Below are 12,652 nucleotides of genomic sequence, written 5' to 3'. Positions count from 1 at the left end.
ATCCAGCGCGTCTCACCAATAGATCAAACAAGATCTATGGAGACTGAAATGACCACCTTCACGTTTCGTAGCATTTTCGCCGCCGCCGCGCTTGCGGTGCTCGCGCCCGGAGCGGCGTTCGCCTGCCCGACGCCGCACCCGTCGGCGACGAAAGCCCGGTTCGAACGCACGCACCAGCAGTCTTCGGCCACAGTTCGCGCGGCCGATTCCGCCCCGGCTGCGATGACCCACGCCACCCGAAGCCTCCTGCCGTTCGCGCCGCGATCGGACGCTTGGATGCATTGGGACGGCAACGAGAACGAGGGTTAAGTTTCAGTCGTTCCTGTCGAGCTGATCCGCAATACGCGGCCAACGCGTGTGTGACGCTCGATAAGATGATCCTGGCGGAGGCGGCGCGGGGAAACTGATCAGCCCCGCCCGCCGCCGCGACTGCGTGGATCGCGTAGTGAGCGAGCTCGGGGTGACGGAGCGCCGAGCCTGCCTGGTTCTCGGACAGCATCGCTCGACGCAACGCAAGGTCCCGACGAGGCCGACGATGAGGCGGCGTTGACCGCTGACATCGTCGCGCTCGCGACCCGATACGGCCGCTACGGCTACCGGCGGATTGCGGCCTTTCTGCGCTCCGCTGGCTGGGTCGTGAACCTGAAGCGGGTCGAGCGGATCTGGCGACGGGAGGGGCTGAAGGTCCCCGCGAAGCAGCCCAAGCGCGGCCGGCTGTGGTTCAATGACGGCTCGTGCGTGCGGCTGCGGCCGGAACGTCCTAACCACGTCTGGTCCTACGACTTCGTCGAGGACCGGACCCACGACGGCCGCAAGTTCAGGATGCCTGGCGACAAACGCTGCGCGTTTGCGCCGACGTGATCGATGAGTTCACGCGGGAATGCCTGGCGATCCAGATCGGTCGGAGGCTCAGCTCCACCGACGTCATTGACGTGCTGTCCGACCTCTTCATCCTGCGCGGCTCGCCCGGCCACATCCGGTCGGACAACGGATCCGAGTTCGCAGCGAAGGCCGTCCGTGACTGGATCGCCGCAGTCGGCTCCCGAACCGCATTCATCGAGCTAGGCAACCCTTGGGAGAACGGCTACTGCGAGAGCTTCAACGCTCGCCTGCGGGACGAGTTGCTCAACGACGAGATCTTCTACTCGCTCGCAGAGGCCAAGGCCGTGATCGAAGGCTGGCGGCGGCACTACAACGCGTCCGGCCACACTCGGCTCTCGGCTACAGGCCACCCGCGCCAGAGGTCGCGTTATGGCCGGCTGCGCAACCCCGACCAGCTCCGCCGGCCACCCCAACCGTCGCGTCAGCGACGCTCATAAACTAACATTGGAACCGGACCACCTGATGGGGGCCGGCCACTTGCATCCGGCGCCACGGCCGGCGGCGTGCCGCTGACCAACGGACCTCTCGCGCATCTGCTTGCAAACCGGGTCTACCTCGGCGAGATCAACCACAAAGGCCGCAGCTATCCCGGCGAGCATCCTCCGATCGTGGTCCCAAAACTGTTCGAGGCGGTGCAGGCGAGAATCGCCGCCAACCGCAGCGGTCAGAGAACCAGCCGAGCGGCCTCGGGCGCGCTGTTGCTTGGAAGGCTGTTCGACGATCGCGGGCATCCGATGACGCCGAGCGCGACGAACCGGAAGGGGGTCGTCTACCGCTACTACGTCTCATCGGTGATCGCCCAAGGCAGGGGAGCCGAGGCGGGATCTGCGAAGCGTATCTCCGCGCCGCAGATCGAGCAGGCGATCCTTGCCGCCCTGCGGCTGAGGGACATCGTTGGCCTCGAGGACAGAGCGCTGGTCGCGGAGCATCTCAGCCGCGCGACGATCTCCATCGACGCGATCGAACTCACGCTCGCCGATGGCGACGTGATTCGCTTGCCGTCGCCCCGCCGCACGAGCGGCCGGCAGATCCTCGCGACCTCCGATGCGACCGCCCGACCAATGAAGGCGGAAGCGCGCGCGGTGCTGCTGCGGTGGATCGCGCTTGGCCGGAAATGGATCGGGGAGCTCACCCGCACCTCCGCGCTCGACCTCGACCAGCTGGCGCAGAGCCAGGGCTGCACCCGGCGGCACGTGGATCGGATAATCGGCTACGCTTTCCTCGCGCCGGACATCGTCACGGCCATCGCGGAAGGCCGGTTACCTCGGGGCGTCACAGCGAGCGTGCTTGCGGACGCGCCGATGCTCTGGTCCGAGCAGTGGCGGGCGATCGGGCTCGAGCCGCTAGAGCGATAGAACAGCGGCCGCCTCCACTCCGAATCGATATGACCGCCGGTCGACGATCCCGGCGTTTTTTTGCGTCTGCTCGTCCGCTGAGAAGCTTTTGGCGATGGCGCCATCAACCGTCCCGTACGACATGGCGCGACGGCGGCAGAGACGGGGGCGCCGAAAGGGCCCAGAGGCGCGAATCACACGGGGCAGAGACGCGCACAGGCCAGGCGGGCCGAGCTAAGTCGCGGACAGTCCGAAGACATTGCCGCAGACGTCAAAAGGGGGAGTTTTCAGAGAGTGATTGGTGGAGCCAGGCGGAATCGAACCGCCGACCTCTTGAATGCCATTCAAGCGCTCTCCCAACTGAGCTATGGCCCCACCGGGCTGTCGGTCCTTGGTTGGCGGCGTTGGGAAACGCATCCGCCGGACCGGGCAGTTCTGGCTCGCCGCCCCGTCCGGGGAGGCCGCCGTCCGGGTCATCCCCGGCTGGCGCCGCCGCCTCGGCGACCCGAAGCGGCGCATCTCAAACCATGTTTCGCAGGCCGGTTCAAGTCTCTTCGTCTTTTTCCCGGTCGCCGATGATTTCCGTCATGTCGTCGTCGGAATCCTCATCAGGCTCAAGGAAAGTTTCGTCGTCCGCGTCGTCGTCGTCGTCCGCATCGACCTCGTCGATGTCCACATCGACGTCGTCGTCGTCAGCGCCCACGACCTTCTTCGCGGGCGTCGCCTCCTCGTCGGCGTCCTCCAGCGAGATCGCCTCGACGTCGGCCTCCTCGTCGGTCTCGACCTCGTCTTCGTCGGCGGCCGCCGCCGTGGCCTTCGCCCGGGCCGATTCGGCCTTGGCGGCGCGCACCGCGGCCGCGCTGGAGACGAGAACGGTCGCAACGTACTGCGTCCCGCATTTCGGGCAGATGATCGGATCGCGCGCCAGGTCGTAGTATTTTGCGCCGCAGGCCTGGCAGGTCCGTTTGACGCCGAGTTCGGGCTTAGCCAAGGGGATGGATCCCTGCTGTCGAGAAACGAGGCGGTGGATTGACGTGGCGGGACCGGGCTGTCAAGAGCCAATGCGCCGCCGCGGCCCATCCCGACGCATCAAGCGTCGCCCCGCCGTGAAAGTTCCTTGCGCAGCCTGCGAAAGCCCGAGCCCCCGTGTCGTCCGCCGTCGCCGCACAGCCCGCCGTCTCCCGTTCGAACGGTCCGCTCCGGGGCCGCGTCCGGGTTCCCGGCGACAAGTCGATCTCGCATCGCTCCCTGCTGCTCGGCCTGCTCGCCGTCGGCGAGACCCGCATCGAGGGCCTGCTCGAGGGCGACGACGTGCTCGCCACCGGCCGGGCGTGCGCGGCGCTGGGGGCGACGGTCGAGCGCCTCGGCGCAGGCCGCTGGCGCGTGCAGGGCGTCGGCGTCGGCGGGCTGAAGAGCCCCGACGCGCCGCTCGACTTCGGCAACGCCGGCACCGGGTCGCGCCTGATGATGGGCGTCGTCGGAGGCCATCCCATCCAGGCGACATTCGACGGCGACGCCTCGCTGCGCTCGCGGCCCATGCGCCGCATCCTCGATCCGCTCGCCCTGATGGGCGCGACGGTGGTCTCCGCCGCCGAGGGCGGCCGCCTGCCGCTCACGCTCAAGGGCCCCGAGACGGCGCTGCCGCTGACCTACGAGACGCCGGTCCCCTCCGCGCAGGTGAAGTCGGCGGTGCTGCTCGCCGGCCTCAATGCGCTGGGCGAGACCGTGGTGATCGAGCGCGAGGCGACGCGCGACCACACCGAGCGCATGCTGAAGGCCTTCGGCGCCGAGGTGACGGTCGAGCCCCACGGCGCGCACGGGCGGCTTGTGCGGCTCGTCGGCCAGCCGGAGCTCAAGCCCGCCCATGTCGTTGTGCCGGCCGACCCGTCCTCGGCGGCCTTTCCGCTGGTGGCGGCGCTGATCGCGCCCGGCTCCGAGGTCACGCTCGAGGGCGTGATGACAAATCCGCTCCGCACCGGCCTCGTGGCGACGCTGATTGAGATGGGCGCCGACATCGAGCTGACGAACCTGCGCGAGGAGGGCGGCGAGGAGGTCGCGGATCTCGTGGCGCGGGCGAGCCCGCTGAAGGGCGTCGACGTGCCTGCGGCGCGCGCGCCGACGATGATCGACGAATACCCGGTGCTCGCGGTGGCGGCCGCCTTCGCGCAGGGCGAGACGCGCATGCGCGGCCTGCACGAACTGACCGTCAAGGAAAGCGACCGCCTGGCCGCGGTGCATGCGGGCCTGATCGCCTGCGGCGTCGAGGCGCGGATCGAGGGCGAGGACCTGATCGTCGTGGGGCAAGGGCGGGCACCTGGCGGCGGCGAGGCCGTGAAGACCCATCTCGACCACCGCATCGCCATGAGCTTCCTGGTGCTCGGCTTCGCAGCCGACGCGCCCGTCGCGATCGACGACGCCGCCATGATCGCGACGAGCTTCCCCGCGTTCGTGGACCTCATGCGCGGCCTTGGCGCGGACATCTCGCTGGAGGCCGGAGCATGATCGTCGCGATCGACGGGCCGGCCGCGTCCGGCAAGGGCACGCTGGGTCGGCGCATCGCCGCCCACTATGGCCTGCCGCACCTCGATTCCGGCCTGCTGTACCGGGCTGTGGCGCTGGCGCTGATCGCCCGCGGCGGCGACGTGCATGACGCCTCTGCGGCGACGGCGGTCGCGCAGGCGCTCGATCCGCAGATGCTGGGCGATCCGGCGCTGCGCGGTCCGGCGGCCGGCGCAGGCGCCTCCGTGGTGTCGGCGGTCCCGGAGGTGCGCGCGGCGCTGCTGGATTTCCAGCGGCGGTTCGCCGCCGAGCCGCCCGGCGCCGTGATCGACGGCCGCGACATCGGCACCGTCATCTGCCCGCACGCCGAGGCGAAGATCTTCGTGACCGCCGCGCCTGAGGAGCGCGCGCGGCGCCGCGCGCTGGAGTTCGCCGGCCGCGGCGAGCCCGCGGACGAGGCGTCGATCCTCGCCGACATCCTGGCCCGCGACGCGCGCGACATGGGCCGCGCGGTGGCGCCGCTGGCGCAGGCGGCGGACGCGGTGCTGCTCGACACCACGACGCTTAACGCTGATCAGGCCTTCGCGGCGGCGCTCGCCATCGTCGAGGCCCGCATCGGCGCGCCGTCCCGCCGCGCGGGCTGACGCCTGAGGCGTTTCGGCGCGGCGGCGAAGGATGATCGAGAGCGGGGCAGCCGAAGACGGCCGACCCAACCCGTCATGCCCGCGCCTTCGCGCGGGCATCCACGCCTTGGGCGTCGATCTCGACGGTCCCGGAACGTAGTGGATTCCCGGCTCCGCCGGGCATGACGGTGTGGCAGGTTCGACGGAACGCCGAACTGTCCGAGAGCCCGACGCCCGTATCGCGCGTCGGCCGAAGCGGTCAGGCCGTCACTGCGCGGCGGCGCCCTTGGTCTCGTCGAGCTTCTTGAACAGCGCCTCGAACTTCTTCTTGGCGACGCCGGTCTGCTTCACGCCCTTGGCGGCCTCGAGGTTCGGATAGCTCGCACCGACGGCGACCAGCGCCACCATGCCCATGCCGGCGTGCGGCAGGCACTTGACGCCGTAGACGCCTTCCTTGTCGAAGGTGACCGAGATGTCCTTGTTGAACTCGCCCTTGAAGGGCTGGGCTCCGTCCGGGAGCATGCCGGGAATGGTCTCGGCGTTGTGGCTGGGGTCCGCGGCCACGAACTTCACCGTGTCGCCGGGGTTGATCTTCACGAAGTTGGGCTCGAACACCATCCGCCCTTCGGCGCCCTGGTTGAGCATCTTGACTTCGACTTCGGCGGCTTCCACGCCTGCGACCAGCGTCATCAACGCGGCCGCGGCCAGCACAAAGCCTCTCCACATGTCGTCTTCTCCCTAATATCGCGTCGCCGACGGCGTCCGACCGGCGGCGCGATAAGTAAAGGAAGGATGTCTGGCTCGGAAAGGGCTTTCTAGGACGGAGCATTACTTAGGAAGTAGTCTAATTCGATACTGTTCGCTGCACGGCGACGTGATCAGGTTTGAACGAGCCAAAGCGGCGCACGAAAGCGCCGGTCCCGCGTGACGTTGGGGCCGACGATCCAGTCCGCCCCGGACGCCCGGCGTTCGGGGCGCGACCGCGGCAGCGCGCCTTCGGCGCGTCCCTTGGTCGCGCCGCCCGTCAGAGCTGGCGCTGGTTGAAGGTGTCGCAGGTCTTCGGATCGCCGGAGGCGAGACCGGTGCGGAACCACTTCACCCGCTGCGCGGAGGAGCCGTGGGTGAAGCTGTCCGGCACCACCTCGCCGCCGGAGCGCTTCTGCAGGGTGTCGTCGCCGATCTGGGTGGCGGCGGTCAGCGCCTGCTCCACGTCGCCATCCTCGAGGATGTTGAAGCGCTTGTTGGCCCAATAGCCCCAGACGCCGGCGAAGCAGTCCGCCTGCAGCTCGATCCGCACCGAGATGGCGTTCGCCTGCTCCTCCGAACGGGCGCGCTGCCGCTGCTCGTTCGCCCAGCGCATGATGCCGAGCTCATTCTGCACGTGGTGCCCGACCTCGTGCGCGATCACGTAGGCGCGGGCGAACTCGCCGGGCGATTTGAACTTGCGGGCGAGCTCGTCGAAGAACTCGGTGTCGAGATACACACGCTGGTCGCCGGGGCAGTAGAACGGCCCCATGGCGGAGGCGCCCATGCCGCAAGCGGTGCTGGTGCGGCCGGAGAACAGCGTCAGCCGCGGCTTGTCGTAGGCTTTGCCGCTGTCCTTGAACAACGGCGTCCAGACATCCTCGGTCTGGGCCAGCACGGCGCGCACGAACTCGCCCTGCTTCTTCTCGTCCTCGGAGAGCTGGCTGGGGTCGCCCGTCGGCCGCTCCTGCTGCGAATAGCCCGAGCCGCCGCCCTGGACGGTCTCGAGGCCGGCGAGGATGACCCGCGGGTCGACGCCCAACGCCCACGAGACGAGCCCCACCACGATCAGGCCGCCGATCCCGACGCCGCCGCCGCCGCCGGGAAAGCGGAAACCGCCGCCGCCCCCGCCGCCACGCTCGTCGTCGACGTTCTCGCTCCGGCGGAAATCCTCCCAGCGCATGGCCGTTCCCTCGCAAATCATCGCCCGTCCTGGCGCGTATCTAGCGCCCTTTTTTCCGCTTGGTACGCGCGATCGTGATCGCTTCGAACAGTTCAAAAGACGGTCTGTGCAAGCTGGGCCGCGGCGCCTATGGTCAGCGACCAAGCGGACGCTGGCGACGCGACGCGTCCGGCGCCTGGACGGGAGACGCCGGATGGACTTCGACCCCACCTTCCTCGCGCGGCTGCAGTTCGCCTTCACGGTCTCCTTCCACATCGTGTTCCCGGCGTTCTCGATCGGCACTTCGGCCTACATCGCGACGCTGCTGCTGCTGTGGTCGAAGACCGGCGCGGAGCGCTACCATCGGCTCGCCCGGTTCTGGACCAAGATCTTCGCCGTCTCCTTCGCCATGGGCGTCGTCTCCGGCATCGTGCTCAGCTACCAGTTCGGCACCAACTGGAGCCGGTTCTCCGAGGTCGTCGGCAACGTCATCGGCCCGCTGATCGGCTACGAGGTGCTCACCGCCTTCTTCCTGGAGGCGACCTTCCTCGGGATCATGCTGTTCGGCTGGACGCGGGTGCCGCCGTGGCTGCACGTGCTCTCGGCCTGCGTGGTCGCCTTCGGCACCGCGATCTCCGGTTTCTGGATCCTGTCCGCCAACAGCTGGATGCACACCCCGGCCGGCTTCGAGATGAAGGACGGGATCGCCTATCCGACCGACTGGGTGAAGATCATCTTCAACCCGTCGTTTCCCTACCGCTTCGCGCACATGATGATCGCGGCCTACCTCACCACCGCGGTGGTCGTGCTGGCGGTCGGGTGCCGCTACCTCCTGCAGAAGCGCTTCGGCGAGGACGCGCGCACCATGGTGCGCATGGCGGTCGGCATGATCGCGGTCGTCGCCCCGCTGCAGCTCTTCGTCGGCGACGCGCACGGCCTCAACACGCTGGAGCACCAGCCGGCGAAGATCGCCGCGATGGAGGCGCACTGGGACGGCTCCGAGCCGGTCGCGCTGTCGCTGTTCGGCTGGCCGAACGCCCAGCAGGAACGCACCGACTTCGAACTCGCGATCCCGAATCTCTCCAGCCTGATTCTCACCCACAGCTGGGACGGCCGCATCAAGGGGCTGAAGGACTTCCCGGCCAATGAGCGGCCGCCGCTGATCACCACCTACTTCGGCTTCCGGCTGATGGTCGCGATCGGGATGCTGTTCATCGCGACCGGCCTCGTCGGCGCCTGGCTGTGGCGGCGGGGGACGCTCTGGGAGGCGACCTGGTTCCAGTGGCCGGCCTCCTGCATGTGGCCGCTCGGCTTCATCGCGATCCTGTCGGGGTGGATCACCACCGAGACCGGCCGCCAGCCCTGGGTGGTGCATGGTGTGCTGCGTACCGCCGACGCCGCCTCGCCGGTGGCGGCCAGCGCCCTCTGGACTTCGCTCGCGCTGTTCGTGCTGGTCTACTGCGTCGTATTCTCGATGGGCGTCTACTACGTGAACCGCCTCATCAACCGCGGCCCCGACGCGACCGTCACCGCACCGCCGCGCCACGGCCAGCCCGGCCGCCCGCTGTCGGGCGCGGCCGAGGCGGTGGGAGAGGTCGTCCACGACGGCGCGATGGAGCCCGCGCGATGAGGGCGCTCGCGGAAGACGAGAAGATCGCCTGGGGCTCGTACCCCGTCTTGTCGATGAGGATCACGGGGAGTCTCGGCAGGAATCGGTTTGCGTCGTCACCAGGGCGATGCTGGACGCATTCAATCACTGGATTTCACCTCAGGCGAAGCGACTCCTCATCGAGGAGCGGCGTGTGGCGATGATCGAAGTGGCGTATGGCGAGACGTCGTCTAATCCTATTAGAGATCAGCGAATAGAAGAATTGAAATCATTTTTCGATCGCTTCGATTCAAACATTAGAACCGTACATGGCAGTGAGATCATTCATCTCATGACAGACCACGTCTGCAGCGTAAGCTCTCCGCTTGTCATCAAGTGGCGTGGACGCGCAGGCGGCTTGGCGAGCGATTAGGGAGCGTCACGTCCATGGAATGGTATCTGCCGCTCGCCTGGGGGCTGATCATCGGCGGCGCCGTCGCGATGTACGTGGTGCTCGACGGCTTCGACCTCGGGATCGGGATCCTGTTCCCCTTCACCAAGACCGAGCGCGAGCGCGACCAGATGATGAACACGGTCGCGCCGTTCTGGGACGGCAACGAGACCTGGCTGGTGCTGGGCGGCGGCGGCCTGTGGGTGGCGTTCCCCAAGGCCTACGCGGTCATCATGCCGGCGCTCTACCTGCCGGTCATCGTCATGCTGCTGGCGCTGATCTTCCGCGGCGTCTCGTTCGAGTTCCGCTGGGTCGCGAAGCCCAACAAGGGCGTCTGGAACGTCGCCTTCGCCGGCGGGTCGATCGTCGCCGCCTTCTGCCAGGGCCTGATCCTCGGCGGCCTGCTGCAGGGGATCGACGTACGGCCGACCGCGACCAACGGGCTGCAGTTCGCCGGCGGTCCGCTCGATTGGCTCACGCCGTTCTCGCTGGTCTGCGGCGTCGGCGTGGTGCTCGGCTACGCGCTGCTCGGCGCGACCTGGCTCAACATGAAGACCGACGGCGAGGTCGCCCGCCGCTCCCGCGCGCAGGCGCCCGGCCTGCTGCTCGCCATGCTGGCGGCGATGGCGCTCGTCAGCCTCTGGACGCCGCTCGCGATCGACCGGATCTGGGACCGCTGGTTCTCGTTCCCGAACATTCTCTATCTCTGGCCGGCGCCCGTGCTGACCGCGCTCGTCGCCTTCGGGGTGTGGCGCGGGCTCGCCGCGGGCCGTGAAATCCCGCCGTTCCTGGGCTCGATCGCCCTGTTCCTGCTCGGCTTTGTCGGCCTCGCGATCTCGACCTGGCCCTATCTGGTGCCGCCGACCATCACCTTCTGGGACGCGGCCGCCGCGCCGGCCTCGCAGATCTTCCTCGGGGCCGGCACGATCGTGCTGTTCCCGATCATCGTCGGCTACACCGTGTTCGTGTACTGGCTGTTCCGCGGCAAGGTCCGCGAGGGCGAGGGCTACCACTGAGCGCCGGCCGGCTTCGCCTCATGCGCCGTCGAGCACGCGGCGGATCGCCTTGAGGTCGCGCCAGGCGAACTTCTTCTGCCCCGGGCTGCGCAGCAGATAGGCCGGATGCAGCGTCGCCATGGCGCGGATCGAACGGCCGCCGGCGTCGTAGTCCAGCCATTTGCCGCGCAGCTTCAGGATCCCGTCCTTGGCGCGGAACAGGCTCTGCGCCGCGGAGCCGCCGAGGGCGACGAGCACGTCGGGCTGCGCCAGCTCGATCTGCCGGCGGATGAAGGGCAGGCAGGTCTCCGTCTCCTGCGGCGTCGGCGTGCGGTTGCCGGGCGGCCGCCACGGAATGACGTTCGCGATGTAGACCTCCGAACGCTCCAGCCCGATCGCGGCCAGCATGCGGTCCAGCAACTGGCCGGACCGGCCGACGAAGGGAAGGCCCGAAAGGTCTTCCTCCCGGCCCGGAGCCTCGCCCACCAGCATCAGCCTGGCGCCCGGCGCGCCGTCGGCGAAGACGGTGCGGCTCGCGGTCGCCTTCAGCGCGCAGCCTTCGAAGCGCTCGAGGATCGCGCGCAGGTCGTCGAGCGTCGCGGCGCTGGCCGCCGCCTGCCGCGCCGCGGCGGCGGTCTCGTCGGGCGCCGCCGCCAGCGCCGCCGCCGAAGCGGGCGCCCGCGCCGCGGGCTGCGCGGGCAGGGGCTCCGCCGCCGGCGACGGCCTCAGCCTCGCGGCGCTCTCCGCAAACCGATCCTGCCCGACATCCTCGAGCGCGGCGTCGACGCCCATGGCGGCGTACCAGTCGAGCAGCGCGCGGGCGTCGTCGGGGGATGGGGCGGTGTCCATGGCGTTACCTTTAGCGGGTCCCGCCGTCGGAGTCAGGCGGAGGCGAGCTTGAGGCCCGCGACGCCCGCGACGATGGCGAGCGCCGAGACGATCTTCACCGCCGTCATCGCCTCGCCCAGCAGAACGATCCCGAACAGCACCGTGCCAAGCGTGCCGACCGCCGTCCAGATCGGGTAGGCGACGCCGACGGGAAGCGTCTTGAGCGCGAGCGTCAGGAAGCCGATGCCGCCGATCACGGCGACGACGGTGACGAGCGTCGGGCCCAGCCGGGTGAACCCATCCGCGTATTTCATGCTGAGGGCGAAGATGACTTCGAAGATGGCGGCTATGGCGAGAAAGCCCCAGGCCATGGTGCGGACTCCGTCGGATACGACTGAGTAGAACTCCGTCGTTTTTCGTTCCGGGATAGCTAGGCCCTTGAACAAGAGGCGACAAACTCAGAATCTTCAGCCTATAAATGAGTTGGATTCATCTGTGTGAGGAATCGCGATGCGCCGCCTGCCGCCGCTGGGCGCGCTGCGCGCCTTCGAGGCCGCCGCCCGTCGCCTCAGCTTCAAGGACGCCGCGGCGGAGCTCGGCGTGACGCCAACGGCCGTCAGCCACCAGATCCGCCAGCTCGAGGAGGGTTTGGGCGTCGCGCTGTTCGAACGCGCCCCTCGCAGGGTCGGGCTGACGGCCGTGGGCGAGGCGCTCTACCCCGCGCTGCGGCGCGCGTTCGACGACATGGACGAGGCGGTGGCGGCCGCCCGGCGCCGGCCCACGCGCCGTGTCGCGACCCTGACCGCGACCGTCGCCTTCACCGCCAAGCTGCTGGTGCCAAAGGCCGCCCGCTTCCGCGAGATGCACCCGGAGTGGGATCTGCGCCTGCACGCCTCCGACGCCGCGGTCGACCTGTCCGCTGGCGAGGCGGACGCCGCGATCCGCTACGGGCTCGGGCCGCGTCCCGGCCTCGCGAGCGCGCCGCTGATGATCGACGCATTCGCGCCGGTTGCGTGCCCGCGCATGGCGCCAAGGTCTCCGGCGGAGCTCGCCATGGCGCCGCTGATCCATTTCGACTGGGGGGCGAGCGGAGCGACCTCGGTTCCGACGTGGCGCAGTTGGGGCGAGGCCGCCGGCCTCCGGGGCGTCGACTGGGAGGCGGGCGTCGCCTTCAACGACGAAGCGAGCGTGATCCAGGCTGCGGTCGCAGGGCAGGGCGTCGCATTGCTCAGCCTCGCTCTCGTCGCCGCGGAGCTCGCCTCCGGCCTTCTCACGCAGCCCTTCGGGCCGGTGCTGCCGGGCTGGCGCTACGACTTCGTCTGCCCTGAGGGGGCGGAGAACAGGCCCGCGGTCGCGGCGCTCCGCTGTTGGATCGAGGAGGAGGTGCTGAGCGGCGCGCGCTTCGACGACGCGGGAACGGGGCGGCGACGCCCCGGGGTCCCTGCCGACGATCCGGATCCGGCCCACGCGCCTCGGGTCGACAGCCGGCGCTCAATTTGATGTAACTCGCAGCCTCAGCCTCGCGGGGGGCCTGCTAGAGGAGATA

Annotated in this window: 12 protein-coding genes, 1 tRNA gene and 1 pseudogene; 8 read left to right on the top strand and 6 right to left on the bottom strand. The window is 69.1% G+C overall.

Translation table 11 applies throughout. The features are described 5' to 3' along the window. Window positions 1-48: 48 nt before the first annotated feature. The 3 genes and pseudogenes from JOD31_RS12865 (at window position 49) to JOD31_RS12855 (ending at window position 2,237) form a co-directional block, all read left to right on the top strand. Window positions 49-309 (top strand): hypothetical protein, encoded by a 261-nt coding sequence (locus JOD31_RS12865; protein WP_204950745.1) that lies wholly within the window; start codon window positions 49-51, stop codon window positions 307-309. A 50-nt stretch (window positions 310-359) separates the two neighbouring features. Further along, window positions 360-1,324, top strand: a pseudogene (locus JOD31_RS12860) (IS3 family transposase); the annotation flags it as partial. A gap of 61 nt (window positions 1,325-1,385) precedes the next feature. After that, window positions 1,386-2,237, top strand: a complete 852-nt coding sequence (locus tag JOD31_RS12855) for a recombinase family protein (protein WP_246482493.1) — start codon at window positions 1,386-1,388, stop codon at window positions 2,235-2,237. 278 nt (window positions 2,238-2,515) lie between these two features. Here the strand turns inward: JOD31_RS12855 and JOD31_RS12850 are convergent. Further along, window positions 2,516-2,591: transfer RNA gene (locus tag JOD31_RS12850), tRNA-Ala, on the bottom strand. A gap of 169 nt (window positions 2,592-2,760) precedes the next feature. Continuing rightward, entirely contained in the window at window positions 2,761-3,207 is a 447-nt protein-coding gene (locus JOD31_RS12845; RefSeq protein WP_204950744.1) for a TIGR02300 family protein, read from the bottom strand. A gap of 155 nt (window positions 3,208-3,362) precedes the next feature. Between JOD31_RS12845 and aroA the strand changes: the two genes are divergently transcribed. After that, window positions 3,363-4,718, top strand: a complete 1,356-nt coding sequence (aroA, locus tag JOD31_RS12840; protein WP_204950743.1) for a 3-phosphoshikimate 1-carboxyvinyltransferase — start codon at window positions 3,363-3,365, stop codon at window positions 4,716-4,718. Further along, entirely contained in the window at window positions 4,715-5,359 is a 645-nt protein-coding gene (cmk, locus tag JOD31_RS12835) for a (d)CMP kinase (RefSeq protein ID WP_204950742.1), read from the top strand. The genes aroA and cmk overlap by 4 nt, the downstream gene beginning before the upstream one ends. Window positions 5,360-5,605: 246 nt before the next feature. On the opposite strand, the gene JOD31_RS12830 is transcribed toward cmk, so the two are convergent. Next, complete coding sequence (locus tag JOD31_RS12830) at window positions 5,606-6,064, bottom strand: pseudoazurin (RefSeq protein WP_204950741.1); 459 nt, start codon at window positions 6,062-6,064, stop codon at window positions 5,606-5,608. A gap of 298 nt (window positions 6,065-6,362) precedes the next feature. Further along, window positions 6,363-7,265, bottom strand: a complete 903-nt coding sequence (gene ypfJ / locus JOD31_RS12825; protein WP_204950740.1) for a KPN_02809 family neutral zinc metallopeptidase — start codon at window positions 7,263-7,265, stop codon at window positions 6,363-6,365. Between the two features lie 193 nt (window positions 7,266-7,458). Here ypfJ and JOD31_RS12820 point away from each other — a divergent pair, with 193 nt between their 5' ends. Both JOD31_RS12820 and cydB read left to right on the top strand, forming a co-directional pair. Then, the gene (locus tag JOD31_RS12820) at window positions 7,459-8,874 is read left to right on the top strand and encodes a cytochrome ubiquinol oxidase subunit I (protein WP_204950739.1); all 1,416 of its coding nucleotides are present in this window, start codon (window positions 7,459-7,461) and stop codon (window positions 8,872-8,874) included. 405 nt (window positions 8,875-9,279) lie between these two features. After that, a complete protein-coding gene (cydB, locus tag JOD31_RS12815; RefSeq protein ID WP_204950738.1) occupies window positions 9,280-10,299 on the top strand; it encodes a cytochrome d ubiquinol oxidase subunit II in 1,020 nt (339 codons plus the stop codon). Between the two features lie 18 nt (window positions 10,300-10,317). Here the strand turns inward: cydB and JOD31_RS12810 are convergent, their stop codons facing one another. Both JOD31_RS12810 and JOD31_RS12805 read right to left on the bottom strand, forming a co-directional pair. After that, a complete protein-coding gene (locus JOD31_RS12810; RefSeq protein WP_204950737.1) occupies window positions 10,318-11,127 on the bottom strand; it encodes a uracil-DNA glycosylase in 810 nt (269 codons plus the stop codon). Between the two features lie 32 nt (window positions 11,128-11,159). Beyond that, window positions 11,160-11,477 carry a DMT family transporter gene (locus tag JOD31_RS12805; protein WP_204950736.1) on the bottom strand — a complete coding sequence of 106 codons (318 nt, stop codon included), beginning with the start codon at window positions 11,475-11,477 and terminating at the stop codon, window positions 11,160-11,162. A gap of 139 nt (window positions 11,478-11,616) precedes the next feature. Between JOD31_RS12805 and JOD31_RS12800 the strand changes: the two genes are divergently transcribed. Beyond that, complete coding sequence (locus JOD31_RS12800; protein ID WP_204950735.1) at window positions 11,617-12,606, top strand: LysR substrate-binding domain-containing protein; 990 nt, start codon at window positions 11,617-11,619, stop codon at window positions 12,604-12,606. The last annotated feature ends 46 nt before the right edge of the window (window positions 12,607-12,652 follow it).

Source organism: Methylopila capsulata (assembly GCF_016907975.1).
Taxonomy (GTDB): domain Bacteria; phylum Pseudomonadota; class Alphaproteobacteria; order Rhizobiales; family Methylopilaceae; genus Methylopila; species Methylopila capsulata.
This window is presented reverse-complemented; position numbering and strand designations above follow the sequence as displayed.

What these genes read in the sequence shown, in the direction of transcription:
- JOD31_RS12865 (WP_204950745.1), top strand. Translation starts at nt 49, where the DNA reads ATGACCACCTTCACGTTTCGTAGCATTTTCGCCGCCGCCGCGCTTGCG.
- cmk (WP_204950742.1), top strand. Translation starts at nt 4,715, where the DNA reads ATGATCGTCGCGATCGACGGGCCGGCCGCGTCCGGCAAGGGCACGCTG.
- JOD31_RS12830 (WP_204950741.1), bottom strand. Translation starts at nt 6,064, where the DNA reads ATGTGGAGAGGCTTTGTGCTGGCCGCGGCCGCGTTGATGACGCTGGTC.
- ypfJ (WP_204950740.1), bottom strand. Translation starts at nt 7,265, where the DNA reads ATGCGCTGGGAGGATTTCCGCCGGAGCGAGAACGTCGACGACGAGCGT.
- JOD31_RS12820 (WP_204950739.1), top strand. Translation starts at nt 7,459, where the DNA reads ATGGACTTCGACCCCACCTTCCTCGCGCGGCTGCAGTTCGCCTTCACG.
- cydB (WP_204950738.1), top strand. Translation starts at nt 9,280, where the DNA reads ATGGAATGGTATCTGCCGCTCGCCTGGGGGCTGATCATCGGCGGCGCC.
- JOD31_RS12810 (WP_204950737.1), bottom strand. Translation starts at nt 11,127, where the DNA reads ATGGACACCGCCCCATCCCCCGACGACGCCCGCGCGCTGCTCGACTGG.
- JOD31_RS12805 (WP_204950736.1), bottom strand. Translation starts at nt 11,477, where the DNA reads ATGGCCTGGGGCTTTCTCGCCATAGCCGCCATCTTCGAAGTCATCTTC.
- JOD31_RS12800 (WP_204950735.1), top strand. Translation starts at nt 11,617, where the DNA reads ATGCGCCGCCTGCCGCCGCTGGGCGCGCTGCGCGCCTTCGAGGCCGCC.